Source organism: Streptomyces sp. NPDC006294, from assembly GCF_042870895.1.
GTDB lineage: Bacteria > Actinomycetota > Actinomycetes > Streptomycetales > Streptomycetaceae > Streptomyces.
On sequence record NZ_JBIAHV010000009.1, the window covers coordinates 281,759 to 306,436 of the forward strand.

18 protein-coding genes are annotated in these 24,678 nt (G+C 70.4%); 2 read left to right on the top strand and 16 right to left on the bottom strand.

The window, feature by feature from the left end; all coding sequences use genetic code 11:
• Positions 1 to 4: 4 nt before the first annotated feature.
• The 13 genes from mmuM to ACFYOP_RS18660 all read right to left on the bottom strand — a co-directional run bounded on the left by mmuM (position 5) and on the right by ACFYOP_RS18660 (position 18,625).
• On the bottom strand, positions 5 to 943 hold the full coding sequence (gene mmuM / locus ACFYOP_RS18600) for a homocysteine S-methyltransferase (protein ID WP_356894880.1): 939 nt from the start codon (positions 941 to 943) through the stop codon (positions 5 to 7).
• 16 nt (positions 944 to 959) lie between these two features.
• Entirely contained in the window at positions 960 to 1,883 is a 924-nt protein-coding gene (locus ACFYOP_RS18605) for an LLM class F420-dependent oxidoreductase (protein WP_356894882.1), read from the bottom strand.
• Between the two features lie 60 nt (positions 1,884 to 1,943).
• Positions 1,944 to 2,429 (bottom strand): DUF6099 family protein, encoded by a 486-nt coding sequence (locus ACFYOP_RS18610; RefSeq protein WP_356894920.1) that lies wholly within the window; start codon positions 2,427 to 2,429, stop codon positions 1,944 to 1,946.
• A 242-nt stretch (positions 2,430 to 2,671) separates the two neighbouring features.
• Positions 2,672 to 3,004, bottom strand: coding sequence for a nucleotide pyrophosphohydrolase (locus ACFYOP_RS18615; protein ID WP_356894884.1), 333 nt, complete (start codon positions 3,002 to 3,004; stop codon positions 2,672 to 2,674).
• Positions 3,001 to 4,278 (bottom strand): AAA family ATPase, encoded by a 1,278-nt coding sequence (locus ACFYOP_RS18620; protein WP_388452032.1) that lies wholly within the window; start codon positions 4,276 to 4,278, stop codon positions 3,001 to 3,003. Before ACFYOP_RS18620 ends, ACFYOP_RS18615 begins: the two co-directional genes overlap by 4 nt.
• Positions 4,279 to 4,334: 56 nt before the next feature.
• Positions 4,335 to 4,733 (bottom strand): cell division protein SepF, encoded by a 399-nt coding sequence (locus ACFYOP_RS18625; RefSeq protein WP_356894886.1) that lies wholly within the window; start codon positions 4,731 to 4,733, stop codon positions 4,335 to 4,337.
• A gap of 85 nt (positions 4,734 to 4,818) precedes the next feature.
• Entirely contained in the window at positions 4,819 to 10,215 is a 5,397-nt protein-coding gene (pulA, locus tag ACFYOP_RS18630) for a pullulanase-type alpha-1,6-glucosidase (RefSeq protein WP_356894888.1), read from the bottom strand.
• A 148-nt stretch (positions 10,216 to 10,363) separates the two neighbouring features.
• On the bottom strand, positions 10,364 to 12,064 hold the full coding sequence (locus ACFYOP_RS18635) for a carbohydrate-binding module family 20 domain-containing protein (RefSeq protein WP_356894890.1): 1,701 nt from the start codon (positions 12,062 to 12,064) through the stop codon (positions 10,364 to 10,366).
• Positions 12,065 to 12,666: 602 nt separating this feature from the next.
• Complete coding sequence (locus ACFYOP_RS18640; RefSeq protein ID WP_356894892.1) at positions 12,667 to 13,728, bottom strand: LacI family DNA-binding transcriptional regulator; 1,062 nt, start codon at positions 13,726 to 13,728, stop codon at positions 12,667 to 12,669.
• Positions 13,716 to 15,365, bottom strand: coding sequence for a glycoside hydrolase family 13 protein (locus tag ACFYOP_RS18645; protein ID WP_356894894.1), 1,650 nt, complete (start codon positions 15,363 to 15,365; stop codon positions 13,716 to 13,718). The genes ACFYOP_RS18640 and ACFYOP_RS18645 overlap by 13 nt, the downstream gene beginning before the upstream one ends.
• Positions 15,366 to 15,448: 83 nt before the next feature.
• Positions 15,449 to 16,327: a carbohydrate ABC transporter permease gene (locus ACFYOP_RS18650; protein WP_356894923.1), complete on the bottom strand. Its 879-nt coding sequence runs from the start codon at positions 16,325 to 16,327 to the stop codon at positions 15,449 to 15,451.
• Positions 16,321 to 17,331: a sugar ABC transporter permease gene (locus ACFYOP_RS18655; RefSeq protein ID WP_356894896.1), complete on the bottom strand. Its 1,011-nt coding sequence runs from the start codon at positions 17,329 to 17,331 to the stop codon at positions 16,321 to 16,323. Before ACFYOP_RS18655 ends, ACFYOP_RS18650 begins: the two co-directional genes overlap by 7 nt.
• 19 nt (positions 17,332 to 17,350) lie before the next feature.
• The gene (locus ACFYOP_RS18660) at positions 17,351 to 18,625 is read right to left on the bottom strand and encodes an extracellular solute-binding protein (protein ID WP_356894898.1); all 1,275 of its coding nucleotides are present in this window, start codon (positions 18,623 to 18,625) and stop codon (positions 17,351 to 17,353) included.
• Positions 18,626 to 19,040: 415 nt separating this feature from the next.
• Here ACFYOP_RS18660 and ACFYOP_RS18665 point away from each other — a divergent pair, with 415 nt between their 5' ends.
• Entirely contained in the window at positions 19,041 to 20,075 is a 1,035-nt protein-coding gene (locus ACFYOP_RS18665) for a LacI family DNA-binding transcriptional regulator (RefSeq protein ID WP_356894900.1), read from the top strand.
• 8 nt (positions 20,076 to 20,083) lie between these two features.
• Complete coding sequence (locus ACFYOP_RS18670) at positions 20,084 to 21,004, top strand: carbohydrate kinase family protein (RefSeq protein ID WP_356894902.1); 921 nt, start codon at positions 20,084 to 20,086, stop codon at positions 21,002 to 21,004.
• Between the two features lie 61 nt (positions 21,005 to 21,065).
• Here the strand turns inward: ACFYOP_RS18670 and ACFYOP_RS18675 are convergent, their stop codons facing one another.
• The 3 genes from ACFYOP_RS18675 to ACFYOP_RS18685 form a co-directional block, all read right to left on the bottom strand.
• A complete protein-coding gene (locus ACFYOP_RS18675; protein WP_356899048.1) occupies positions 21,066 to 21,977 on the bottom strand; it encodes a carbohydrate ABC transporter permease in 912 nt (303 codons plus the stop codon).
• Positions 21,974 to 22,984, bottom strand: coding sequence for a sugar ABC transporter permease (locus ACFYOP_RS18680; RefSeq protein ID WP_356899047.1), 1,011 nt, complete (start codon positions 22,982 to 22,984; stop codon positions 21,974 to 21,976). The genes ACFYOP_RS18675 and ACFYOP_RS18680 overlap by 4 nt, the downstream gene beginning before the upstream one ends.
• A gap of 109 nt (positions 22,985 to 23,093) precedes the next feature.
• Positions 23,094 to 24,440 (bottom strand): ABC transporter substrate-binding protein, encoded by a 1,347-nt coding sequence (locus tag ACFYOP_RS18685; RefSeq protein WP_356899046.1) that lies wholly within the window; start codon positions 24,438 to 24,440, stop codon positions 23,094 to 23,096.
• Between the last annotated feature and the right edge of the window lie 238 nt (positions 24,441 to 24,678).

Consider the following 24,678-nt stretch of genomic DNA (forward strand, 5'->3'; position numbering starts at 1 on the left):
TTCCTCAGGACCTGGTGCCGGTTCCGCTTTCCTGCCCCTCGTCATGCGCCAGCAGCCCGCCGAGTTCGCCGATCTCCCGCGGACCGACCCGGCAGCAGCCGCCGACCAGGCGCGCGCCCGCCGCGCGCCACTCCCGCACCCGGGCCAGGTCGTACGCGGAGCCGCCCCGCCAGGCCCGGGCCGCGGCGTCCCACCGCTCGCCGCTGTTGGGATAGACGACGGCGGGCTTGCCGGTGACGCGGGACGCGAGCGCCACCGCTCCGGCGGCCTCCCGCGGATCGCAGCAGTTGACCCCGACGGCGATCACCTCGTCCCGGCCGGCGGCGAGCCGGAACGCCCCGGCAGCGTCCTGACCGGCGCGCGTCCGGCCGCCGGCCAGGGTGTACGACAGCCACACCGGCACCCCGCATCCTTCGGCCGCCCTCAGCAGCGCCTCCGCCTCGTCGGTGTCCGGCACGGTCTCCAGCGCGAGCACGTCCGGGCCGGCCGCGGCGAGCGCCTCGATCCGCGGCCGGTGGAAGCGCTCCAGCTCCCGCACACCGAGCCCGTACCGGCCGCGGTACTCGCTGCCGTCCGCGAGCATCGCGCCGTACGGCCCGACGGAGGCGGCGACCCACACCTCGTGGCCGGCCGCCAGAGCCGCCGACCTGGCGAGGTCCACACTGCGCCCGAGCAGCCGGGCGGTCTCCGCCCGGCCGAGGCCCCGCCGGGCGAAGCCCTCGAACGTGGCCTGGTAGCTCGAGGTGATGAGCACCTGCGCCCCCGCCCGTACGTACGCGGTGTGCGCCGCCGCGATCCGGTGCGGTTCGTCAGCGAGCAGCCGGGCGGACCAGAGGCTGCCGGTCAGGTCGCAGCCCTGCGCCTGGAGCTGGTTGGACAGCCCGCCGTCGAGGACGACGGGCCCGGCGGCGAGGGCGGCGGCAAGCGTACGTACGGGTTTCACGGCGGCTCCGGGTGGATCAGCTCAGCTGGGAGCCGACCTGGGACGAGATCAGCTCCAGGTGGTCGAGATCGTCGAGGTCCAGCAGTTGCAGATAGACCCGGGAGGCGCCGGTCGCCGCGTAGCGTCCGATCTTGTCGACGACCTCGGCGGGCGAGCCCGCCAGGCCGTTGGCCTTCAGCTCCTCGACCTCGCGGCCGATCGCGGCGGCGCGGCGTGCCACCTCCGCGTCGTCCTTGCCCACGCAGACGACCAGCGCGTTGGAGTAGATCAGGTCGTCCGGGGCGCGGCCGGCCTTCTCCGCGGCGGCGCGCACCCGGCCGAACTGCCGCTCGGTGTCCTCGATCGAGGCGAAGGGGAGGTTGAACTCGTCCGCGTACTGCGCGGCGAGGCGCGGTGTGCGGGTCGCTCCGTGGCCGCCGATCAGCATGGGGACCTTGGTCTGGGCGGGCTTCGGCAGGGCGGGCGAGTCGGTCAGCCGGTAGTGGGTGCCCTCGTAGGAGAAGGTCTTGCCCACCTCCGTCGCCCACAGCCCGGTGACGATCGCCAGCTGCTCCTCGAGCCGCGCGAACTTCTCCTTGGGGAACGGGATGCCGTAGGCCTTGTGCTCGTCCTCGAACCAGCCCGCGCCCAGGCCCAGTTCGACGCGGCCGCCCGACATCTGGTCGACCTGGGCGACCTGGATGGCCAGCACGCCGGGCAGCCGGAAGGTGCCCGCGGTCATCAGCGTGCCGAGGCGGATACGGCTGGTCTCACGCGCCAGTCCCGCGAGGGTGATCCAGGCGTCGGTCGGTCCGGGCAGCCCGTCGGCGGACCCCATGCTCAGATAGTGGTCGGAGCGGAAGAAGGCGTCGAAGCCGAGGTCCTCGGCGGCCTTGGCGACGGCCAGCAGGGTGTCGTAGCTCGCCCCTTGCTGGGGCTCGGTGAAGATTCGAAGATCCATGGTTCCATCCTGCACCTTCGGCCACCGGCCCGCCGCGGTCCGAAACGGCCCCGACGGCCGTCAGGGCCCGGCACGGCCGCGGACCGTTTCGGGCGGCCGGTCCGGCTCGCGCTCCGCGAGCCGGCGCAGCATCCCCCGGACGCGGTCGCTCGACTCGTCGGCCGTGTCTATCGTCTCGATGCACTGCCAGTACAGACCCTCGTCGTCCGTGGCGCAGGCGACACCCACCAGCGCGATGCCGACGTCCCCGAGAAGCACATTCAGCGCCAGTAACGCTGCTTCCGGGTCGGTCACTTGGGACAGCTGCGCCGCCCGCACGCCACCGCTGCGCACCATGGGGTGGTCGAGCACCCCGCACCCGCGGCCCCCGATCTCGCTCAGTCCCGCGGCCTCCCCTCTGATCTCCGTCGGACCCACGATCGCCAGCCGCGCGCCGATCGCCTGCGCCAGCGCCTGGGCCTGCCAGGCCTCCGCGACGATCTCCGGCACCGCACGGCTCTGGGCCAGCGCATGGCGGCACACCTTCACGAGTCGTTCCGCATCCATCTGCACGCCCCCGCTCGTACGACTTTCTTCTTACTGAGTTCATTACCCAGAGTGAAGCTCATTGAGCCGGAAAGCCAGGGGAATTCGGAAATCTGTGGACAGCAAGGCAGTTGTGGATAACTCGGCAACTCCATAGAGTGACGAAACGCCGTTGTGCACCTCGTGGAAGGCGTCCATCGGCCTCCGGTTCCCACTTCGGGCACGTGTACCGGGCTGCCGTACCGGGCTGCCGCACCAGGCGCTCACTTCGCGGGGAAACGGATCTCGTTCCGGTCGATCTTCTCCGACAGCGCCTGGAGGACGTCGATCCCGAGCACCTCGCAGAACTGGAGCAGATACGCCAGCACGTCCGCGACCTCGTCCCGCACCCGGTGCGCGTCCCCGGCGTCGTCCATCACCCGCGCCGACTCCTCCGGCGTCAACCACTGGAAGATCTCCACCAGTTCGGCCGTCTCCACGCTCAGCGCCACGGCCAGGTTCTTCGGCGTGTGGTACGGCTCCCAGCCGCGCGCCGCCGCGAACGACGCCAGCCGGCGCTGCAACCCCTCGACATCCAGCCCGTCATCTCTCGTCACGGCACCAGGTCTACCACCGTCACGCCGCCGATCCCCCGCGCGCACGACGCGTCGGTGACCGTCCCCACCAGCCTGATGTGCCCCCGCGCGCACATCTCCGCCCCGAGCGCCACCAGCTGGCGGGCCTGCTGCGGATCGAGGCAGCGGTCGAAGCCGTCGGCGATCACCGTGAGCGACTGGTACGCCACCGGCACCTCCGCCACCTGGTCCATGGCCAGCACGCCCGGCCCGGTGAGCAGCACGAGGGCGAGCCCCAGATATCTGAGCTCGCCCTCGCCGAGCCGCCCGAGCGGCGTCGCCCCACCGGCGGCGCCGCGGTCGAGCAGGGCGCGTACCCGGCCGTTCGCCAGCTCCTCGACGGTCAGGTCGTCCACGGCTCCCGCGCACCCGGTCCGGGCCGCCGCGGCGAGCCTGGCGTGCCGCCTGGCGCATTCGCTGCGGGTGCGGTGCAGCACCTCCGCGAGGTTGTCGCAGCCGCGGCGCAGCCGCCCCGATCCGGCGGGCACCGGCGCCCGCATCCGCTCCGGCCGGGGGTCGCAGGCGAAGACCGACCGCAGTGCGACCACGACCTGTTCGGCCGCGGCGAGCACCTGTAACTGGGCGTCGGTGCTGCCCGCGACACGCAGCGGCAGCAGCGCCGTGCCGAGCCTGTCGTCGGGGAGCGGGCCACGGGTGACGATCGCCGAGCCGGCGGTGTGCCAGGCGGCCTCGAGCACGGAGCGGGAGGGGTCGCGCAGCGCCGTGGTCAGCAGGGTCCGGCCGCCGCCGGTGAGCCGTTCGCCGACCACCCGCAGTCGCGGCTCGGCCTGTACGGCGACATCGAGACGCACGGGACCGGCGGGCCCGTCGACGGTGCAGCCGATCCGGAAGCCCCGCCGCCCCTGCCGGTCGGCCACGGCCCGCTCCGGGACGCACTCGAGCGGCTGGGGGAAGGCGGTGGCCAGGTCGCGGCCGGAGCCCAGCAGCGCCAGTGCCTCGTACGCCTGCAGCGCGTTCGACTTGCCGCTGCCGCTCGCTCCGGCGAGCAGGGTCATGGGGCCGATGGGGAAGACGGCGGAGCGGTGCGACCGGAAGGCGGAGAGCCGCAGTTCGGTGACGGCGGGCCGGTCCCTGCCGCCACCGGGCGGGGTGTCCGCGGCCTGGGGGTCACTCCCTCGGCCCGGCGATGTGTCCGCGGCGAGGGCGTCGCTCCCCCGCCCCGCTGATGCGCCCCCGGCCGGAGTGTCGCTACAGGTCGATGCGTCCCGGTCGATGACCAGCGTGTTCGCGTCCATGGGCGGGACGGTACGCAGCAGCGAACACGCCGAACCGTTCCGCCTCGAGGAGCTTCCTACGAATGAGGGACGGCGGCGGCCGCGATCCCTTCGACCTCCGTGCCGACCGGCGCCAGCAGGAAGACGTTCCGGTCGACCCGGTGCATCCCGCAGCCGAGTCCGAAGACGACGCCGCTGCTGAAGTCCAGGATGCGCTTGGCGACATCGGTGTCGGCGCCGGTGAGGTCGAGCAGCACCGGCATCCCGGCGATGAGGTACTCGGCGACCTCGCGCGCGTCGGCGAAGACCTGTACCCGCAGGACGATGAAGCGGCGGTGCTCGGCCGCCTCGTACTCCCGTGGGACCGTGACGTGGTCGACCCGCGACGGCCACTCGTTGCGGCCGCGCAGCGGAACCACCTGGGCCAGGCCCTCCCACTGCTCGTCGGTGACGTCGTACCTCTCGTACCTGCTCATGGGTCCATCCTCGCTCCCCTCACCCGTTCGGCCCAACAGCGACACGGGTGAGGGGGCGGGGAACCTCAGGTGACGAACGCGGCGGTCAGCCCCGCTCGAACACGGCGACCGTACGGGCGGGAACCGTGAGGCTGCCCGAACTCCGCTCGTACTCGGACGACTTGACGGCCTTGTCCGCGCCCGCGCGCTGGACCGGGTGGAGGGCGTATCCCTTGCCGGCGAGCGCCTCGATCCGCTGCGTCTGCCGCTCCGGCGTGGCGTTGAACACCACGACCAGGTCGTCCAGGCGCATCGTGATCACTCCGGGTGTCTCGTCCTTGCCCGACAGCGGGAAGGACAGCGCCGACTGGACCTGCTCCGCGGTGGACAGGCCGAAGGCCGGCTCCCCGGTGCGGATCTTCAGCAGGTCGCGGTAGGCGGCGGACGTGCCGTTGATCTCCGCGCAGCCCGCGGTCAGCGTGGGCGCGGTGAGCAGCGGCTTCGCGAAGCCCCACTTGGGCTTGTTGTCGGCCTCCGGCGGCAGTCCGCGGCCGAAGCCGTTGCCGTCGCGGCAGTCCCAGTGGATCGCGTTGAACCAGTCGCCGCTGTCGTACGAGTTGCGGTCCAGGGACTTGGAGCGCAGCAGGTCCGACCCGGCCTGGGAGAGCGCCGGGCCCTGCGACAGCGCGGAGACGGCCATCGACAGCACCTGCATCCGTGCCCGGTCGGCCGGGGAGGTGCGGGCCGGCAGCTTGAACGCGAGGGCGTCGTACAGCGATTCGTTGTCGTGGGCGTCCGAGTAGGCGAGGGCGTCACCGGGTGCGGCGGCGTAGCCGGCCGGTGCGCCGTTGTAGTCGACCTCGGAGCCCTTGACGGTCCGGCCGGCCGTGTCGGTGAAGGAGTAGGAGGCGAGGTTGCCGGACAGCCCGACCTTGATCAGGTCCTGGTAGTGCAGCAGTCGTGCCTTCTGCTCGGCCTCGGTGCCGTTGGCCTTCTCGCCGACCGCAGGGTTGGGGTCGGTGAACAGGCCGGAGCCGAAGCCCTGCACGCCCGGGTCCTCGTCGAACGGGCCGCCGCCGCGGACGGCGTCGCGCGCCCGGTCGGAGAAGGTGGCGATGCCGGTGCCCGCCATGTGCTTCTGGGTGGCCTGGACGAAGCGGGCGTCGTCGGCGACCTCGCCGAAGTTCCAGCCCTCGCCGTAGAGAATGATCTTCTTGCCGTCCACGCCGTCCCGCTCGAGCGTCAGCTCGTCGAGCGCGGCGCGCACCGCGAGGATGTTCTCCTTCGGGTGGTGGCCCATCAGGTCGAACCGGAAGCCGTCGACCTTGTAGTCACGCGCCCAGGTCACGACCGAGTCGACGACGAGCTTGCCCATCATCGCGTTCTCCGGCGCGGTGTTGGCGCAGCAGGTGGAGGTGGCGACGCTGCCGTCGGCCAGCAGCCGCTGGTAGTAGCCGGGCACGACCTTGTCGAGCACGGACTTGTCCGACTGGCCGGCGGCCACGGTGTGGTTGTAGACCACGTCCATGACGGTGCGCAGCCCGTCCTCGTTCAGCGACTTGACCATCTGCCGGAACTCGACGGTGCGCCGGGTGCCGTCCGGATCGGTGGAGTACGAGCCCTCCGGCACGGTGTAGTGCAGTGGGTCGTAGCCCCAGTTGAACGCGTCCTTCGCCGCGGCCTTCGCGATGCACGCCTGCTGCTCGGCCGAGTCGGGCGCGAGGATCAACAGGTCGCACTCCGGCTGCTGCTGCTCCGACTTCCGCTCGGGGATGGTGCCGATGTCGAAGGCGGGCAGCAGATGCACGTACGAGGTGCCGGCGGCCGCCAGCCGGCGCAGATGCCGCGAGCCCTTGCTGTCCTTGTCGGCGAAGGCGAGGTAGGTGCCCTTGTGGTCGGCCGTGGCGTCCGCGATCGAGAAGTCGCGGATGTGCAGCTCCTGGATCTGGGCGTCCCCCAGCGGCACGGCGGCGGGCTTCTTCAGCGCCGGCCAGCCGGCCGGCATGAGCGACCTGTCGGTGAGGTCGGCGACGAGGCTCCGCTCCGAGTCGGTGGTCAGCGCGAGCGAGTAGGGGTCGGTGACCTTGTTGGTGACGACCTTCTGGACGCTGGGCGCCCAGACCTTCACGTGGTACCGGTACGCGTCGCCCTTCCAGTTCTTCCTGCCCCTGACCGACCAGACGCCGCTGGCGTCGTCGCGGCGCATGGCGACACGCCTCCCGTCGAGTTCCAGGGACACGTGCTGGGCGGTCGGCGCCCACAGCCGGAGCGTCGGCACGCCCTTGCGGTCGAAGGTGGCGCCGAGGTCGGCCTGGGTGGCCTTCGCCGCGTACAGGTCGTCGAGGACTCCGGCGATCTGCACTCCGGTGGCGCTCACCGCGGCGCCGTTCGCCGCGTACTGCGCGGCCACGAGCTGGCCGCGCAGCGCCTCGCGCATCCGGTCGCGGTCGCGCGGGTCGACGGACCACGCCGGGTACGCCTTCAGGTGGGGGTAGGCGGCCTTCTGCGCGTCGGTCAGCTCCGTCCTGTCGAGCCGCAGCACCCGGCGCTCGCCGGTGAGGGCGCCGTCCTTGACGGCGATGGAGCCGTCGCGCGCGTACAGCAGGGCGCTGGAGGCCGCGGCGTCGCTGCCCTTCCAGGCGACGGTGTCCGCGTCGATCCACACCGCCTCCGCCTTGGCGAGGTCGAGTGCGGCGCCGCCGCCCTTGGGCTGCGGCAGCAGGTGCTTCTCCTGGCCCGCGAGCAGCCACACCTCGTGGCCGGCCGCCTTGAGGTCGAGCGACCGGTCGGACGGCAGGTCCTTCTGGTCGCCCTTGTGCACGATGTAGCTGAGCGAGGTCGCTCCGGCCTCGAGCGGCACCTCGAAGACCGCGCCGTACGCGTCGGTGCGCACCGGCTCCAGCGGCTTGGACCAGTCGGTCGGGTTCGCGGCGCCGGTCCAGGTGTGCAGGCCCCAGCCGGTGTAGTCACCGTCGGGGCGCTGGTAGTGGAGCACCACCTTGCTGGTGTCCTGGGGCGGGTACGCGCCCTCCGGCGCCGTGTTGCGCACCGCCGGGTCGCCCTGCTCGATCCACACCTCGCCGGTCTTCGACAGGTCGATCGCGCGGTCGGCGTCGGTGTCCTTGACGCCGTCCTTGTTCACGGCGATGAAGCCCACCGACGAGGCGCCGGGCTTGAGCTTGACGTGGGCGAACGCGCCGTAGGCGTCGCGGCCGCCGAACGGCTTGCCGGCGGGCCAGGTGGTGCCCTCGCCCTCGGCGATGTCGCCCCAGGTGTAGAGGCCCCAGTCGGCGTAGTCTCCGTCCGCGCGCTTGTAGTGGACGATCGCGTAGTCGCGCTGGGTGGCGGTCGGGGGCTGTTCCACGGCCGGAGCGCCGCTGGTGGTGGCGGCGGTGGCGCTCGCGGTGCGGCCAGCGCTGTCGACGACGACGGCCTTGTACCGCAGGGCGGTCCCGGCCGGGGCGGTGACGCGCTGGGTGACCCTGTAGGGGGCGTGGTCGGCGGAGCCGAGGACCTGCCAGTCGCCGTTGCCGGTCTGGGCGGCGAACACGACGCGGTTCAGCTGTCCGCCGTCGACGTCGGCCATGATCTCGACGGTGCCGGTGGCGCCGGCCTCGGGGGCCTTCAGGGTGAGGCTGGGCTCCGCGGCGGGCGCGCCGAGCGGCTTGGCCGCCTTCAGCACGAGGGCGCCCAGCGCCGGGACGGTGACCTCGACGCTCTTGTCCCCGCCGCTGCGGACGGTGGCGTCACCGCCGTGGAGCGCCGCGAAGTCCATGCCCGCGGAGCCGGTGGGGATCTCGGCCGTCTTCGCCTCTGCGGCGTTGTTCACGGCGACGACGTACTCGGTGCGCGTCTTCGGGTCGGTACGGGAGAAGGCGTACACCGAGCCCTCGGCGTATCGCTGCTCCTGGATGCCGTCGCGCAGCGCCGGGTGGGCCCTGGTGAGCTTCGCCAGCGCGGCGATCTGGCGGTAGAGCGGGTGGGAGGTGTCGTAGGCGTCGGCCGCGTGGGTGCGGTCGGTGCCGAGCTGGTCGTCGTCCAGGTAGTCCGCGGTCTTCGAGGCGAACAGCGTCTGGCGGGCGTCCTTGTCGCCGCCGGCGCCGGCGTAGCCCTGCTCGTCGCCGTAGTAGACGACGGGGTTGCCGCGGCTGAGGAACATCAGCTCGTTGGCGAGTTGGTACCGCGCCAGCAGTTCGGCGTCGCCGGCCTCCGGGTTGTCCTGCGCGAGGAACATGCCGAAGCGGCCCATGTCGTGGTTGCCGAGGAACGGGACCGACTCGTAGGCGTTGGCCCTGCCGGTGGTGTAGCGGTAGTCCTGCGCGAACAGGTTCGCCAGCTTCTCGGCGGAGGCGCCCTGGGAGGCGTAGGCGCGGGCGGCGTCCTGGAAGGGGAAGTCCAGGGTGGCGTCGAGGCGGCCCTCGGTCACGTACTTCGAGGTGATGGCCGGGTCGGCCGAGTAGACCTCGCCGAACATGAAGAAGTCGTCACGGCCGCGCTTCGCCGCGTACGCGTCGAGCGCGGTGGCCCACTGGGTCCAGAACTCGGTGTTGACGTGCTTGACCGTGTCGATGCGGAAGCCGTCGATGCCGAAGTCGCGGACCCAGCGCTGGTAGATCTTCGCCATGCCCTCGACGACCTCGGGACGCTCGGTCCACAGGTCGTCCAGGCCGACGAAGTCGCCGTTCTCCGAGGACTCGCCGGCGAAGGTCGAGTCACCGCGGTTGTGGTACATCGTCGGGTCGTTGAGCCAGGACGGGACCTTGAGGTCCTTCTTGTCCTCGGGCACGACGGGGGTGCGCGGGAAGGAGTCCGTGTCGACGCGCGGGAAGCGCTTCGAGCCGTCCGCGTAGTCGCTGTCGTCGAACGGCACGCCGTCCTTGGTCAGATACGGGAAGGCGCCCTCGGAGAGGTAGTCGTACGACTTCTCCTTGTAGTCCACGACGTCGGCGGTGTGGTTGGTGATGACGTCGAAGAAGACCTTCATGCCCTTGGCATGAGCCTTGTCGACCAGCTTCTCCAGGTCGGCGTTGGTGCCGAAGTGCGGGTCGACCTGGGTGAAGTCGGTGATCCAGTAGCCGTGGTAGCCGGCGCTGGCGTCCTTGCCCTCGCCCTGCACGGGCTGGTTCTTGAAGATCGGCGCCATCCAGATGGCGGTGGTGCCGAGGCCCTTGATGTAGTCCAGCTTCTCGGTGATCCCCTTGAGGTCGCCGCCCTGGTAGAAGCCCTTGTCGGTGGGGTCGTAGCCGGTCTCGAGGCGCGAACCGGTCAGTCCGCCGCGGTCGTTCTTCGGGTCGCCGTTGGCGAAACGGTCGGGCAGGACGAAGTAGAACTGCTCACGCGTCAGGTCGTGACGTGCGGGCTCGGCGGCCAGCGATCTGTCCGACGGCGGCTTCGGCGGTTTGGGCGCCGCTGCCGCCGGAAGGGCGGACACGAGCGCCGCGACCGTCGCCGTCGCCACGGCGGCGGCCACTGCGCTGCGCAGCGGGATACGGGGGCGTATCAAGGCGGGTCTCTCCTGGATGAGGGCTGGATGAGGGTGGTGTGCCATGTGTGTGGTGTGCGATGCGGGCGGTGCGTGACGGGATGGTGTGCGATGGGGATGCGCCGCCCCGCGCCCGGGGAGGGACGCGGGGCAGCGCGGCAGGGTGGCGTCAGTCGCGCCAGGTGTCGTTCAGCGTGACCTTGCCGGAGGACGGCACGGTGGCGGTGCGGTTGGCGCCGCTCTCCCAGGTGACGTTGCCGGATCCGTCCTTGCGGATGTACTTGTACTCGAACGACGTGCCGCCGGGCAGGTTCACGTCGAGCTTCCACACCGGGTAGCTCGCCGGGTCCAGCTTGAGGGCGTTGCCGGGGCTCCAGTTCCCGAGCTCGGTGCGGTTGCCGGTGACGTGGATGTTCTGGCCCACGGCGGTGGTGGCGTTGACGGCGAAGGACGCGCCCGTGCTCAACGGTTCGGGGTCGGTGGAGCCGCCGCCGCAGTCGCGGGCACCGACGTGCAGCGCGAGGGCGGTGCCGGCGCCCAGCGTCGCGGTGAACCGACCGGAGCCGTCCACCGTGACGGCGTTGCCGCTCTGTACGTCGCAGTAGGCGCCGGAGGGCAGTGACGTCTGGAAGGTGCGGGTCAGCGTGGAGCCCTCGTGGTTGATGGCCACATAGCCCTTGTCGCCGCGGCCGAAGGCGATCGCGTCGCCGCCGTTGTCCCACCAGTCGGTGACACCGGCGCCCCGGGTGGTGTTGCGGAAGGCGACCATGGAGGAGATCTCGCGCCAGGCGTGCTGGCACTTCCAGCCGTCGCTGTAGCAGGCGTTCACCTGGCCGCCGTTCGGCGGGCCGGCGTCGTGGTCGGTGAACTCGTAGCCGGAGTGGACGTCGGGCGAGCCGTACGGCCAGGCCAGCATGAAGACGTGCGCCAGGGTGTGGGCGGCGCCGTCCTTGTAGGTGAGGGTGTCACCGACGCGCTCGGTGTCGTGGTTGGTGACGAAGACGGCGGACTTCCCGGACTCCATGAAGCCCCAGCCCTCGCCGAAGTTCTTCAGGTGGGCGAGGTTCTCGTGGTTGAACACCTGCTTGAGGCCGCGTCCGTAGCGGAACTCCTGGACGTCGCCGCTGCCGAGGTACTCGCTCGGCGAGACCGCCTCGCCCGCGCCGTGGATGACCTCGTGCTTCCAGTAGACGTTCGGGTTGCTCAGCCTGGACTTGATGGCGGTCAGGTCGTCGGCCGGCATGTGCTTGGAGGCGTCGATGCGGAAGCCGTCGACGCCGAGCGACAGCAGGTCGTTGAGGTACCCGGCGATCCTGCCCCGGACGTACTCCTCGCCGGTGTCCAGGTCCGCGAGCCCGACGAGCTCGCAGTTCTGCACGTTCCCGCGGTCCTGGTAGTTGTTGACCTCGGCGGTGCAGTTGTCCATGTCGGGCGCGGAGTACACACCGGGGTAGTCGTACTTGGTGTACGCGGACCCGCCGGTGCCGGTGCCCGACCCGGCCGACATGTGGTTGATGACGGAGTCCGCGACGACCTTGACGCCGGCCGCATGGCAGGTGTTCACCATGCTCGCGAACGCGGCGCGGTCGCCGAGGCGTCCGGCGATCCGGTAGCTGACGGGCTGGTAGGAGGTCCACCACTGACTGCCCCGGATGTGCTCCTGGGGCGGGGAGACCTGGACGAAGCCGTATCCGGCGGGGCCGAGGCTGTCGGTGCACGCCTTGGCGATCGAGTCGAACTTCCACTCGAACATCACGGCGGTGACGTCCTTGCCGCCGGGTGGCGCGGCCTGTACGGGGGTGGGGGCCGTGACGACGGCGGCGGCTCCTGCCACAACGGCAAGGGCCGCGGCCACGGTTCTGCTGGCCATGATTCCTCCTGGGCTCACAGGAAGGTGCGGATGCGAGGGGTCAGCCTCGTGCGGCAACGCGCCGTGCCCGCAAGGCCTTGGGGATTTCTTGCTGCAAGAAGTCTGAAACTCGTTGCGGACGAGACCGTAAGCCCAGCCCGGCCGGTGGTCAACCCTCCGGGCACACTCCAGCAATATGCTTGAAAACTGGCCGTTTCGTGACCGCAATCTCTTTCGCAAGTCATTGCAGCGGTGCTACGTTCAACCACGACTCCGGCCCGGCCCTCACCCGCAGCGGCTGGTCCGGCAGCGGCCGTTGGCCGTCGCCCCGAGCGGGCGGCTGCCACGGGGTCTGCCCCGGCCGGGGGTCCCGGTCAGTGCCGGGCCCCACGCGCCCGGCCGGGGCAGACCGTCACCGCACCGGCCGGACACCGCCGGAGCGCCGGAGCGCCTCAACAGGCCACCGGGCCACGGGCGTCGGCATCGCCGGCCCGGCTCACCGGCCGAGGCCCAAGAGCAGGAGGCCCGGGGCCGCCGAAAGACCCCCGCCGCGCCCCGATCCGGGGCCGGCCCCGGGACTCCCGACAACCGCGCACCCCCGGTGCGTCACCGCAAACCGGACGTCAGCGCCGCGGCGCACCCGTCGAGCCACGAACCACGAGCTCCGGCTGGAAGACGAACTCCGTCCTCTGCACCGGGTTCCCGTCGATCTCCTCGACCAGCGCGTCCACCGCCGCCGTCGCCATCGCCTGTACCGGCTGGCGCACCGTCGTGAGCGGCGGGTCGGTGAACGCGATGAGCGGCGAGTCGTCGAAGCCGACCACCGACACGTCCCCGGGCACCTCGAGGCCGCGTGCCCGCACCGCCCTGATCGCGCCGAGCGCCATCAGGTCGCTGCCGCAGACGATCCCGGTGCACCCCTGGTCGAGCAGCAGGCCGGCCGCGGCCTGACCGCCCTCCACGGAGAAGAGCGTGCGCTGGATGAAGCTCCCGGCCTCGTGCTCCGACAGACCCAGCATCGATTCGAGCGCCTCGGTGAAGCCCTCCGCCTTGCGCAGCGAGGGCACATAGCGGGTCGGCCCGATGGCCAGACCGATGCGCTCGTGGCCGAGGTCGACGAGGTGCCGTACGGCCATGCGGGCCGCGGACCGGTCGTCGGGAGAGACGAACGGCGCCTGGACGGCCTCGTTGTAGCCGTTGATGAGCACGAACGGCACGCCCCGCCCCGCCAGTTTGAGATAGCGGGACGGGTCGGCCGTCGTGTCGGCGTGCAGCCCGGAGAGGAACACCATGCCCGTGACGCCGCGCTCCTCGAGCTGCTCGACGAGCTCGTCCTCCGTGGAGCCGCCCGGCATCTGGGTGCACAGCACGGGCGTGTAGCCGTGCCCCGCCAGCACCTGCTCGATGACCTGGGCGAACGCCGGGAAGATCGGGTTCGTCAGTTCGGGGATGATCAGGCCGACGAGCCCGGCGCTGCGCTGCCGCAGCCGCATCGGCCGCTCGTAGCCGAGCACGTCGAGGGCGGCCAGCACCTTGTGCCGGGTGCCGGCCGCGACGCCGGCCTTGCCGTTGAGCACCCGGCTGACCGTGGCTTCGCTGACCTTGGCCTGGAGGGCCAGGTCGGCGAGCCTCGGGGCGGCGGAACCGTCGCCGCCCCGAGGCAGGGGTACGGTCACACCGACCACCAGACAGTGGTGTCGGCGGGCACCTCTGCCATGTCGTCCACGATCATCACCGTGTCGTTGGCGAGCAGGGTCCGGCCGGGCACCGGGATACGGACCGTGGCGCCGGTGGTGTTGGCGGTGCACAGGAAACCGTCGCGGCGGAAGGCGAGCACGCCTTCGGGGGCGTCCGTCCACTCGACCGCGTCACCTGCGCCGAGCCCGGCGTGCTCACGGCGGACGGCGAGCGCGGCGCGGTACAGCTCGAGGGTGGACCCCGGGTCGCCGGTCTGCGCCTCGACGCTCAGCGCGCCCCAGTTGTCGGGCTGCGGCAGCCAGCTGCCGCCGTCGCCGAAGCCGTACGAGGAGCCCTCGACGGTCCACGGGATCGGCACCCGGCAGCCGTCGCGGAAGCCGTCCTGGCCGCTGGCCCGCCAGAACGACGGGTCCTGACGGACCTCGTCGGGCAGGTCCGTGACGTCGGGCAGGCCGAGCTCCTCGCCCTGGTAGACGTACGCGGAGCCGGGCAGCGCCAGCATCAGCAGGGTGGCGGCGCGGGCGCGGCGCAGGCCGAGCTCACGGTCGCCGGCCTCGCGGAGCTGGGTGCCGAGGCCCGCCGGGTTGGCGAAGCGGGTGGCGTGCCGGGTGACGTCGTGGTTCGAGAGCACCCAGGTGGTGGGCGCGCCCACGGGGCGCATGGCGGCGAGCGAGTCGTCGATGACCTTGCGCAGCTCCTCGGCGTCCCAGTGGGTGCCGAGGTACTGGAAGTTGAACGCCTGGTGCATCTCGTCGGGCCGGACGTAGTTGGCGGTGCGCTCGACGGTGGGCGTCCAGGCCTCCGCGACGAGGACCCGGTCGTCGCCGTACTCCTCGAGGACCTTGCGCCAGGAGCGGTAGACGTCGTGGACGCCGTCCTGGTCGAAGAACGGCATGACGTCGTTGCCGAGCAGCTTCAGCTGGTCGTGCTCGCCGAGGTCGGGCAGGCCCGGGGCCTTGATGAGGCCGTGGGCGACGTCGACGCGGAAGCCGTCGACGCCCATGTCGAGCCAGAACCGCAGGATCGAGCGGAACTCGTCCCGGACGGCGGGGTGCTCCCAGTTGAAGTCGGGCTGCTCGGGGGCGAACAGGTGGAGGTACCACTCTCCGTCGGCGGCACGGGTCCAGGCGGGCCCGCCGAAGATGGACTCCCAGTCGTTGGGGGGCAGTTCGCCGTTCACGCCCTTGCCGGCGCGGAAGTGGTAGCGCTCCCTCAGCGGCGAGCCGGGGCCCTCGCCCAGGGCTCGCTGGAACCACTCGTGCCGGTCGGAGGAGTGGTTGGGCACGAGGTCCACGATGATGCGCAGGCCGAGCTCGTGGGCGTCGCGGATCAGCGCGTCGGCGTCGAGCAGCGAGCCGAACATGGGGTCGATGGCGCGGTAGTCGGCCACGTCGTAGCCGGCGTCGGCCTGCGGGGACGCGTAGAACGGGCTCAGCCAGACGGCGTCGACGCCGAGGTCCCGCAGATACGGCAGGCGGCCGCGGATGCCTTCCAGATCTCCCATGCCGTCGCCGTTGCCGTCGGCGAAGCTGCGCGGGTACACCTGGTAGATCACCGCGTCACGCCACCAGCCCGTGTGCGTGCCGGTGGTGGGGGCGGCGGGGGCAGCGAGGTGCTGGGTCATGTCATCCCTGGAGGTGATGGGGTGGGGTGCGGCGCCGGGCCGGGAGTCGGGCACGGACCGGCGCCGCCGCTTCATACGGCTTCTCAGCCCTTGACGGCGCCGGCGGACATGCCGGTCACCAGATGCCGCTGGGCGAAGAGGAAGACGAGCCCCGCGGGAATGGCGATGAGCACGGAGGCCGCGGTCATCGGGCCCCACTGGGCGCCGTACTGGTTGACGAACTTCTGCAGTCCGCCGGCGAGGGTCAGGTTCTCGTCGCCGATCATGAAGGCGGACGCGTAGGCGACCTCGCCCCAGGCGGTGATGAACGAGTAGAACGCGGTGACCGCGATGCCGGGCTTGGCCAGCGGCAGGATCAGCCGCCAGAAGGTGCCGAACGGGGTGAGTCCGTCCACCTGCCCCGACTCGTCGATCTCCATCGGGATGGTGTCGAAGAAGCCCTTCATCATCCACGCGCAGAACGGGACGGCGATGGTCAGATAGGTGATGACCAGACCGAACGCGTTGTTCAGCAGCCCGACGGCGGACATGATGTTGTAGATCGGCACGATGAGGACGGCGACCGGGAACATCTGGGTGATCAGCAGCGTCCACATCAGGCCGCGCTTGCCGGGGAAGCGGAAACGGCTGACCGCGTAGCCCGTGGTGGCGGCGACGAAGACGCCGAGCAGGGTGGTGAGGCCGGCGATCAGCAGCGAGTTGCCGAACCAGGTGAGGAACTCGGTGTTCTCCAGCAGGCCCCGGTAGTTCGCGAGCGTCGTCTCCTTCACGAAGTCCGTCGTGTTGGCGTACTGGGCGGGCTTGAGGGAGGTCAGGAACACCCACAGCACCGGGAAGACGGCGATCACGGAGGCGACGATCAGGGTGGCGTGCAGCGCGGTGGAGGCGAGCGGCGAACGCGCGCCACGGGGGCGGACCTTGGTCCGGCTGCGGGACGTGGGGGTCACGGCGGTGGTCACCAGACTTCTCCCTGCTTGCGGAGGACTCGCCGGTAGATCGCGGCGAAGACCATCAGGATGACCAGGATGAGTACGCCCCAGGTGGACGACTGGGCGAAGTCGCGCGGGCTGATCTCGAAGGAGAACTTGTACGCCTGCGTCACGAGGATCTGGGTCGCCTCGCCCGGTCCGCCCCGGGTGAGCAGGAAGATCACCGGGAACATGTTGAAGGTCCAGATCGTGCTCAGCAGGACCACGGTGGTGCTGACCGAACGCAGGCCGGGGAGCGTGATGTTGCGGAATCGCTGCCAGGCGGTGGCACCGTCCATCTCGGCGGCCTCGTACAGCTCGCCGGGGATCGACTGCAGCCCGCCGAGCAGGGCGACCATCATGAACGGCACACCGAGCCACACGTTCACGGCGATGACCGCGACCTTGGCCATCATGGGGTCGTTGAGCCACGGCACCGCGTCGATGCCGCCGCCCGCGAGGATGCTGTTGAGCAGTCCGCGGCGCTCGTCGTAGAGGAAGCGCCAGGCGAAGACGGAGACGAAGCCCGGCACGGCCCACGGCAGGATCAGCAGCATCCGGTAGAAGGACCGGCCGGCGATCCTGCGGTTGAGGATGTTGGCCAGCGCCATGCCGAGGCCGAAGGTGATCGAGACGCAGGCCACCGTCCACACCAGCGTCCAGCCCAGGGTGTCGAAGAACTGCCCGCCGGACAACGCCTCCTTGTAGTTGTCCAGCCCCACGAACTCGTAGGTCGCGGGGATCTCGTTGACGCCGATGGTCCGCGCGACGTTGCGCTCCGTGGCATCCGTCAGGGACAGGTAGATACCTCGGACCAGCGGGTATCCGATGATCACCGAGATCACGACCGTCACCGGAGCGACCATCGCCCACGCGTACCAGTGCGTGGAGAGGGAGCGCCGGAGCCTGCCCTCGCGCTTGCCAGTACCGCGGCTCGGGCCGCGGGCGACATCGCCCGCGGCCTTCGCCACCGACTGGCTGCTGGTGTCCACAGCCATCAGCCGGCCAACCTTCCTGTTACTTCCAGTCCTTGAGGAGCTTGCGGTACTCGTCGGCCGTGGCCTTCGCTCCCTTTTCCGGGGTGGTCTGGCCGGTGAGGACCTTGGTGTACTCGGTCACCAGCGGCGCGAAGAGGCTGCCGGTCTCCGGGATCCACGGGCGCTCGACGGCCTTGTCGACGACCGGGCGGAAGAAGTTGACGATCTCGTTGCTCGCGACACCCGGCTGCGAGTAGACCGAATTGCGGGTCGGGAGCAGGCTGAGCTCCTTGGCGACCTTGGCCTGGCTCTCGGCGGAGGTCATGTACTCGGTGAAGGCGTACGAGGCGTCCAGGTTCTTGGACCCCGCGTAGACGGCGAGGTTGTGGCCGCCCTGCGGAGCGCCCTGACCGGCCGAGCCCGCCGGGACCGGCGCGATGCCCAGGTTCGCCTTGTCGGCGAAGTCCTTGCCCGTGTAGGTGTCGGCGACGGCCCACGGGCCGTTGATGATCATCGCGACCTTGCCGTCCTTGAAGGCGGCCTGCATGTTGTCCCAGCCGTTGGTCGCGTCCGTGATCGCGGCCTTGGAGTCGACCAGGTCCTTGACGGTCCTCATGGCCTTGACGCCGGCCTCGTCGTCGACGGTGATCTTCTTGTTCTTCGCGTCGACGAGGTCACCGCCCTCGCCGTAGAGGAAGGAGAGGAACCAGTAGGCGTCGTCACCACGGAGGTAGAGGCCGGTCTTGCCGGTCTTGTCCTTGATGGTGGCCGAGACGGTCTTCAGCTCGTCGATGGTCTTGGGGACCTCGACACCGGCCTCCTTGAAGATCTTCTTGTTGTAGAAGATGCCCATGGAGTCGATGACCTGCGGAACGGCGTAGGTCTTGCCGTTGTACTCGGTGGAGGCCGCGGCCTGCTTGAGGAAGTCGTCCTCGTCCTTCAGCGCCGCGGTGCCGTCGAGCGGCGCGAGGTAGCCGAGGTCGGCGAACTCCGGGGTCCAGGCGACCTCGGAACGGATGACGTCGGGGGCGCCGGAGCCGGACTGCGCGGCGTTCTTGAACTTGTTCTGCGCCTCGCCGAACGGCACGTTGACGTACTTGACGGTGACCTTCGGGTGCAGCTTGGTGAAGTCCTCGGCGAGCTTCTTGAAGACCTTGTCCTCACTGCCGACCGTGGAGGTGTCCCACCAGGTGACCGTGCCGCTGAGCTCACCAGAGCTCTTGTTGCCGGTATCGCCGCTGTCGTTCCCACCGCACGCCGTCGCCGACACGGCCAGTGCCGAGACCAGAGCGATGGCCGCTATGCCACGCCGCATGTGAACTCCTTCAACTGATCCCGGAAGGGCGGAGGCGAAGACCTGCCTCCCGCCGTCCGCTCCCTCGCGGTGCCGGGTTGCCAGGAACGTAACAGGGCTGAAAACCATCGGAAAGACCTTGCGGCAAATTTCTGCAAGGACGGGTGATCGTTACATCCGCGTGTCCTGAGAGTTGCCGAAGGATCGCTTGACACCCCCTCCAGAGCCGGACCGTGCCCAGGGTGCGCCGCCGGCGGACGCCTCCGCAAGCACTCCGCAAGGCTTTGCAGGGATGTGAGGCGCTTCATGGCCCGCGGCGGCCGTACGGAGGCCGTACGGGGCCGTACGGGCGGGCCTGCGGCGACATGCCGCTATGAACCTGCCGATTCCCACCCCTGGTGGGCAATCCGACGCGCGCCCGGTACAGTCCACTCCCATGACCGCGCGGCTCGCCGACATCGCAGCCCAGGCGGGGGTCAGTGAAGCCACAGTCAGCCGCGTGCTCAACGGCAAGCCCGGCGTGGCCGCGGCCACCCGCGAATCCGTCCTTGCCGCACTCGACGTGCTCGGCTACGAACGGCCGGTCCGGCTGCGGCAGCGCAGCGCCGGCCTCGTGGGACTGATAACCCCCGAGCTGGACAACCCGATCTTCCCCGCCCTCGCCCAGGTCATCGGCCAGGCGCTGACGCGGCAGGGCTACACCCCGGTGCTCGCCACCCAGACCCCCGGCGGGTCGACGGAGGACGAACTCACCGAGATGCTGGTGGACCGGGGCGTCTCCGGGATCATCTTCGTCTCCGGCCTGCACGCCGACACCACCGCCGACATGGAGCGCTACGACCGGCTGCGCGCCAAGGGCGTGCCGTACGTCCTGGTCAACGGCTTCTCGCCGAAGGTCCAGGCCCCCTTCGTCTCCCCCGACGACCGGGCCGCGATGCAGCTCGCGGTGACCCACCTCGCCTCCCTCGGCCACACCCGGATCGGCCTCGCGCTCGGCCCCCGGCGGTTCGTGCCGGTCCTGCGCAAGATCGAGGGCTTCAAGGCCGCCATGGAGGAACGGCTCGGTCTGTCGCCCGACGAGTCGCAGGAGCTGATACAGCACTCCCTCTACACCCTGGAGGGCGGCCAGGCGGCGGCCGCCGCACTGATCGCCAAGGGGTGCACCGCGATCGCCTGCGCCAGCGACATGATGGCCCTCGGCGCCATCCGCGCGGCGCGGCAGCAGCGGCTCCACGTCCCCCGGGACATCTCGGTGGTCGGCTTCGACGACTCCCCGCTCATAGCGTTCACCGATCCGCCGCTGACCACGATCCGCCAGCCCGTCCAGGCGATGGGGCAGGCGTCGGTGCGCGCGCTGCTGGAGGAGATAGAGGGCACGCCCGCCCCGCACAGCGAGTTCGTCTTCATGCCGGAGCTGGTGGTACGGGGTTCGACCGCGTCCGCCACGAAGCGGGCCGCGGCCCGGGATTGAGGCCGTAGGTGAGCGAGCAGGAGTACGACGTACTGGTCGTCGGCGGCACCGGTGTGGACACGATCGTCCGCGTCGACGCACTGGAAGTACCGCCGGGCGACTCGCTGTTCGTACCCCCGGTGCGCGACTACGTGGGGCACACCGGCAACGGCGTGGCGCTGGGCTGGCACGCGCTGGGCCTCGCCACCAAGTTCATCGACTTCCTCGGGGACGACGTCCAGGGCCGCACGGTGCTCGCCGCGTACGAGGAGCGGGGCCTCGACTTCAGCCATGTGCACTCCCCGCACGGCACACCGCGCGGCATCAACCTGGTCGACCCGGCGGGCCGCCGCTTCTCCTTCTACGACGGCCGCCACCCGGCGGACCTGCGGCTGCCGCGCCCCTTCTATCTGCCGTTCCTGGAGCGCGCCCGGCACGTCCATCTCTCGATCGTCGGCCACAACCGCGACATGTACGAGGACGTCCACCGGCTCGGCGTCACCAGCTCCACCGATCTCCACGACTGGGACGGCCGCAACCCGCACCACCGGCACTACGCCCTCGCGTCCGACTACGTCTTCCTGAGCGCCGCGGCCCTCGGCGACCGGCTCGAGGAGGTCATGCACGGCATCCTCGCCGAGGGGCGGGCACGGCTCGTCGTGGCGACGGCCGGCGCCGCGGGCTGCCACCTGCTGGTGCGCGGCGACGAGAAGGCGCGGCACTTCCCCGCCGTACGGCCCGAGCGCCCCGTGGTCGACACCAACGGCGCCGGGGACGCGTTCGTCACCGCGTTCCTGCACTCGCTGTTCGAGGGCCGGAAGATGGAGGAGTGCGTGCTCGCCGGCTCGGTGGCGGGTGCCTTCGTCTGCGGGGCGGCCGGCACCCACACCGAGTTCATCGGCCTGCCGGAACTGCGCGCCGCCTGCGCGCGGGCGGCCTACGACGCGTGAATGCGCCGGGGCTCGCAAGGCGCCCCCCCACGCGCCTTGCGAGCCCCGGCTCCCCTGCGTGTCAGCTCTTGACCGCGCCCGAGGTGATGCCGCCGACGATGTGCTTGCCGAGCAGGGCGAAGACCAGGAGCAGCGGAACGGTCGCGATGAACGCGCCGGTCAGCACGATCGCGTGGTTCACGGTGTGGTTCCCCGATCCCAGACCGGCGAGTGCCACCTGAAGGGTGGGCGAGCCGTCCGGGGTGAGGGCGATGAACGGCCAGAAGAAGTCGTTCCACGACTGGACGAAGATCAGCATGCCGAGGACGGCCATCGCCGGCCGGGCTACGGGGAAGACCACGTGCCAGATGATGCGCAGGCTGTGGGCGCCGTCCATCCGGGCCGCCTCGATGAGCTCGACCGGCAGCGCCTCCAGCAGGTACTGCCGCATGAAGAACACGCCGAAGGCGGCGACCAGGCTCGGCAGGATCACCGACTGGAGCTGGTTGACCCAGCCGAGCTCGGTGATCAGCTGGTAGAGCGGGATGACGCTGAGCTGCGGCGGCACCGTCATCGTCGCCACCACGACCGCCAGAAGCACATTGCGCCCCTTGAACCGCAGCTTGGCGAAGGCGAACCCGGCGAGCGTCGCGAACAGCACGGTGCTGGTCGCGACCGCGCCCGCGACGATCGTCGTGTTGATCAGCGCCTCTCCCATGTCCACCTGGTTCCAGGCGATGGAGAGGTTCTCGAACAGCCGGCTGCCCGGCAGCAGCGGGCTCGGGGCCTGGACGACGCGTTCACCGGAGTGGGAGGCCGCGACCAGGTTCCAGTACAGCGGGAACAGCGAGACCACCGCGGCGAACACCAGCAGTGCGTAGGTCAGCGGGCCGCCGTGGTGCTGCCGCCCGGCCTTCTGCCCCAGCCGCCGGCGGCGCGCCTTCGCCGGTCCGGCGGGGGCGGGCGCCGCGGTCTTGTCCAGCACATGACTCATGAGCGTGCCGCTCCGTTCTTCTTCTGCGCGCTCGACCGGCTGAGCAGGCGCTGTACGAGGCCGATGGCCAGCAGCAGGAGCAACATCACCCAGGCGATCGCCGAGGCCTGGCCGAGCGCACCGGTGACCCAGCCCTTCTCGTACATCAGCAGGCTCAGCGTCTGGTACTGGTTGCCGCTGCCGCCGCCGATGCCCAGGCTGCCGCCGAAGATCAGCGGTTCACCGAAGAGCTGGGTGGCGCCGATGGTGGAGACGACGATGGTGAACAGGATCGTCGGCTTGATCGACGGGATGGTGATGCTGATGAACTGCCGGAAGCGGGAGGCTCCGTCGAGGGCCGCCGCCTCGTAGAGGTCGTTCGGCACCGCCTGCATCGCGGCCAGGTAGATCAGCGCGTTGTAGCCGGTCCACCGCCAGGTGATGATCGTGGAGATGGCGATCTGGGCGGGCCACTTCTCGGTCTCCCAGTTGACCGCGTCGATGCCGACGTAGCCGAGCAGTTGGTTGATCAGCCCGTAGTCGGTGTTGAACAGCTGGGCGAAGACCAGCGCGGCCGCGGCGATGGAGGTCGCGTACGGGGCGAGGATGGCGACCCGGTAGAAACCGCGGCCGCGGATGCGGTAGTTGAGCAGATGGGCCAGTCCGAGGGCCATCAGCAGCTGCGGCACGGTGGAGATGACGCCGATGGTGAAGGTGTTCGCCAGGGCGTTCCAGAAGAAGTCGCTGTCCCAGAGCCTGGTGTAGTTCTCCAGGCCCCGCCACTCGGCCGCGCCGCCGAGCTCGACCTTCTGCAGCGACAGCCAGCCGGTGTACAGCAGTGGAAAGAGACCGAAGGCGGCGAAGACGAGGAAGAACGGCGCCACATAGGCGTACGGGGTCGCCTTGAGGTCGAGGCGGTAGAGGCGGCTGCGCCAGCCGGACGGGTCCCGGTGCCGCGGGCCCTTCGGTGGGCCCGAGGGGCCGGCGATCACGTCGGCGCCCTGCTCGGGCCGGAGGGAGGTGGCCATCAGGCGACCCTTTCCCTGGTGAGTGGTGACGGAAGAACGGCGGGCGCCCGCGCGGCGTCCGCGAAGGAGCCGCCGGCTGCCGCGGGGGCAGCCGGCGGAAGGGCGTCGGCTACTGGTCGATCTTGTCCTCGACCAGCTTCCGCACGTTGTTCCAGGCCTTCTCCGGCGAGGTGCCGCGGGTCTCGATGTCGAGGATCCCGTTGTCCGTCAGGAAGGTCTTCACCTGGCCGTCCCAGCGGCCGATCGGGGCCGGCTTGATCTGCTGCGCGGCCTCGGAGTAGATCTTGCCGACCGGGACGCCGGGGAAGTACTCGGGCTGGGCGTTCTGGACGGTCTCGGACTTCAGGCCCTCGGTGGTCGAGGGGATGTTGCCGTTGACGGCGAACACCTTGGCCTGCTGCTCGGGCGCGGTCAGCCAGGCGGCGAGCTTGGCGGCCTCAGCGGTGTGCTTGCCCGCCTTGGGCACGGCGAGGAACGAGCCGCCCCAGTTCGCCGGGACCGGCGCCTGGGCGATGTCCCACTTGCCCTTGTTGGCCGGTCCGGCCTGGTCCTTGATGATGCCGGTCATCCACGACGGGCAGGCGACGGTGGCGAACTTCGAGTTCTTGAACGCCGCGTTCCAGCTGCCCTTCTCGTCGAACTGCCGCAGCTTGGCGGTCAGTCCGCCCTGGGCTGCCTTGACGGCGGTGTCCCACGCCTTCATCACGCCGATGCTGCTGTCCCAGCGCAGCTGGCCGTCCTCGCCCGAGTACTGCTCGGGCTGGCTGGAGACGACCGCGTTGAACAGACCGCTCGCCGAGTCGTGGAACGCCGCTCCGTCCGGCGCGCCGTCCTTGTACTTCTCGCCCGCCGCCAGGAACTTGGCCCAGTCACCGGCCCACAGCTTGCCGACCTCCTCGCGATCGGTCGGCAGGCCGGCCTTCTGGAACAGGTCCTTGCGGTAGCAGATGCCCATCGGACCGATGTCCGTGCCCAGCGCGACGATCTCGCCGTTCTGGGTGGTGGCCTGCTTGACCTTCCAGTCGAGGAACGCCGAGGTGTCGACTCCCTCGGTCTTGCCCAGGTCGACGAACTTCTTCGACATCGCCTCGCCGGTGGCCTCCGCGATGTAGCCGACCTCGATGGCCTGGATGTCGGCGAGGCCGCTGCCCTGCGAGAGCCTCAGCTTCAGCGCGTCCCAGTACTTCTGGCCGTCGGCGACGTTGGTCTCTTCGATCTTGATGCCGGGGTTCAGCTTCTCGTACTCGGCGTAGAGCTTGGCGCCGGTCTTGTCGTCGAACCCGAACGATCCGAAGGTGCCGACGCGGAGGGTGATCTCTCCGCCCGAGCTGTCGCTGCCCTCCTCGTCCCCCGAGCCGCCGCATCCGGTCACGAGAAGACCGAGGGACAGCAGACTCGCGGTGGTGAGGGTGACCGCGCGGCGTCTGCGCGGGACGTCACCAAAAGATATGCGCATTCGAGGCTCCTACGACTGTTTCGGCTGGTGGCGGGCCCAGAGCGACAGAGTGGGGCTGACGGCGAGCAGGACCGGTCACGGAGGGGAAGTGAGGAAGCGGTGCACAGCAATCCCGTACGGGTTAGTGGGAGCGCTCCCACTACTGCTTGGCTCGAAAGCTTCCCGGCGGCGACACCCTCTGTCAAGGTCGAACAACAGAGCTTTATCGCTCCGAGATGTCACGGGCGCGGGAATCTCC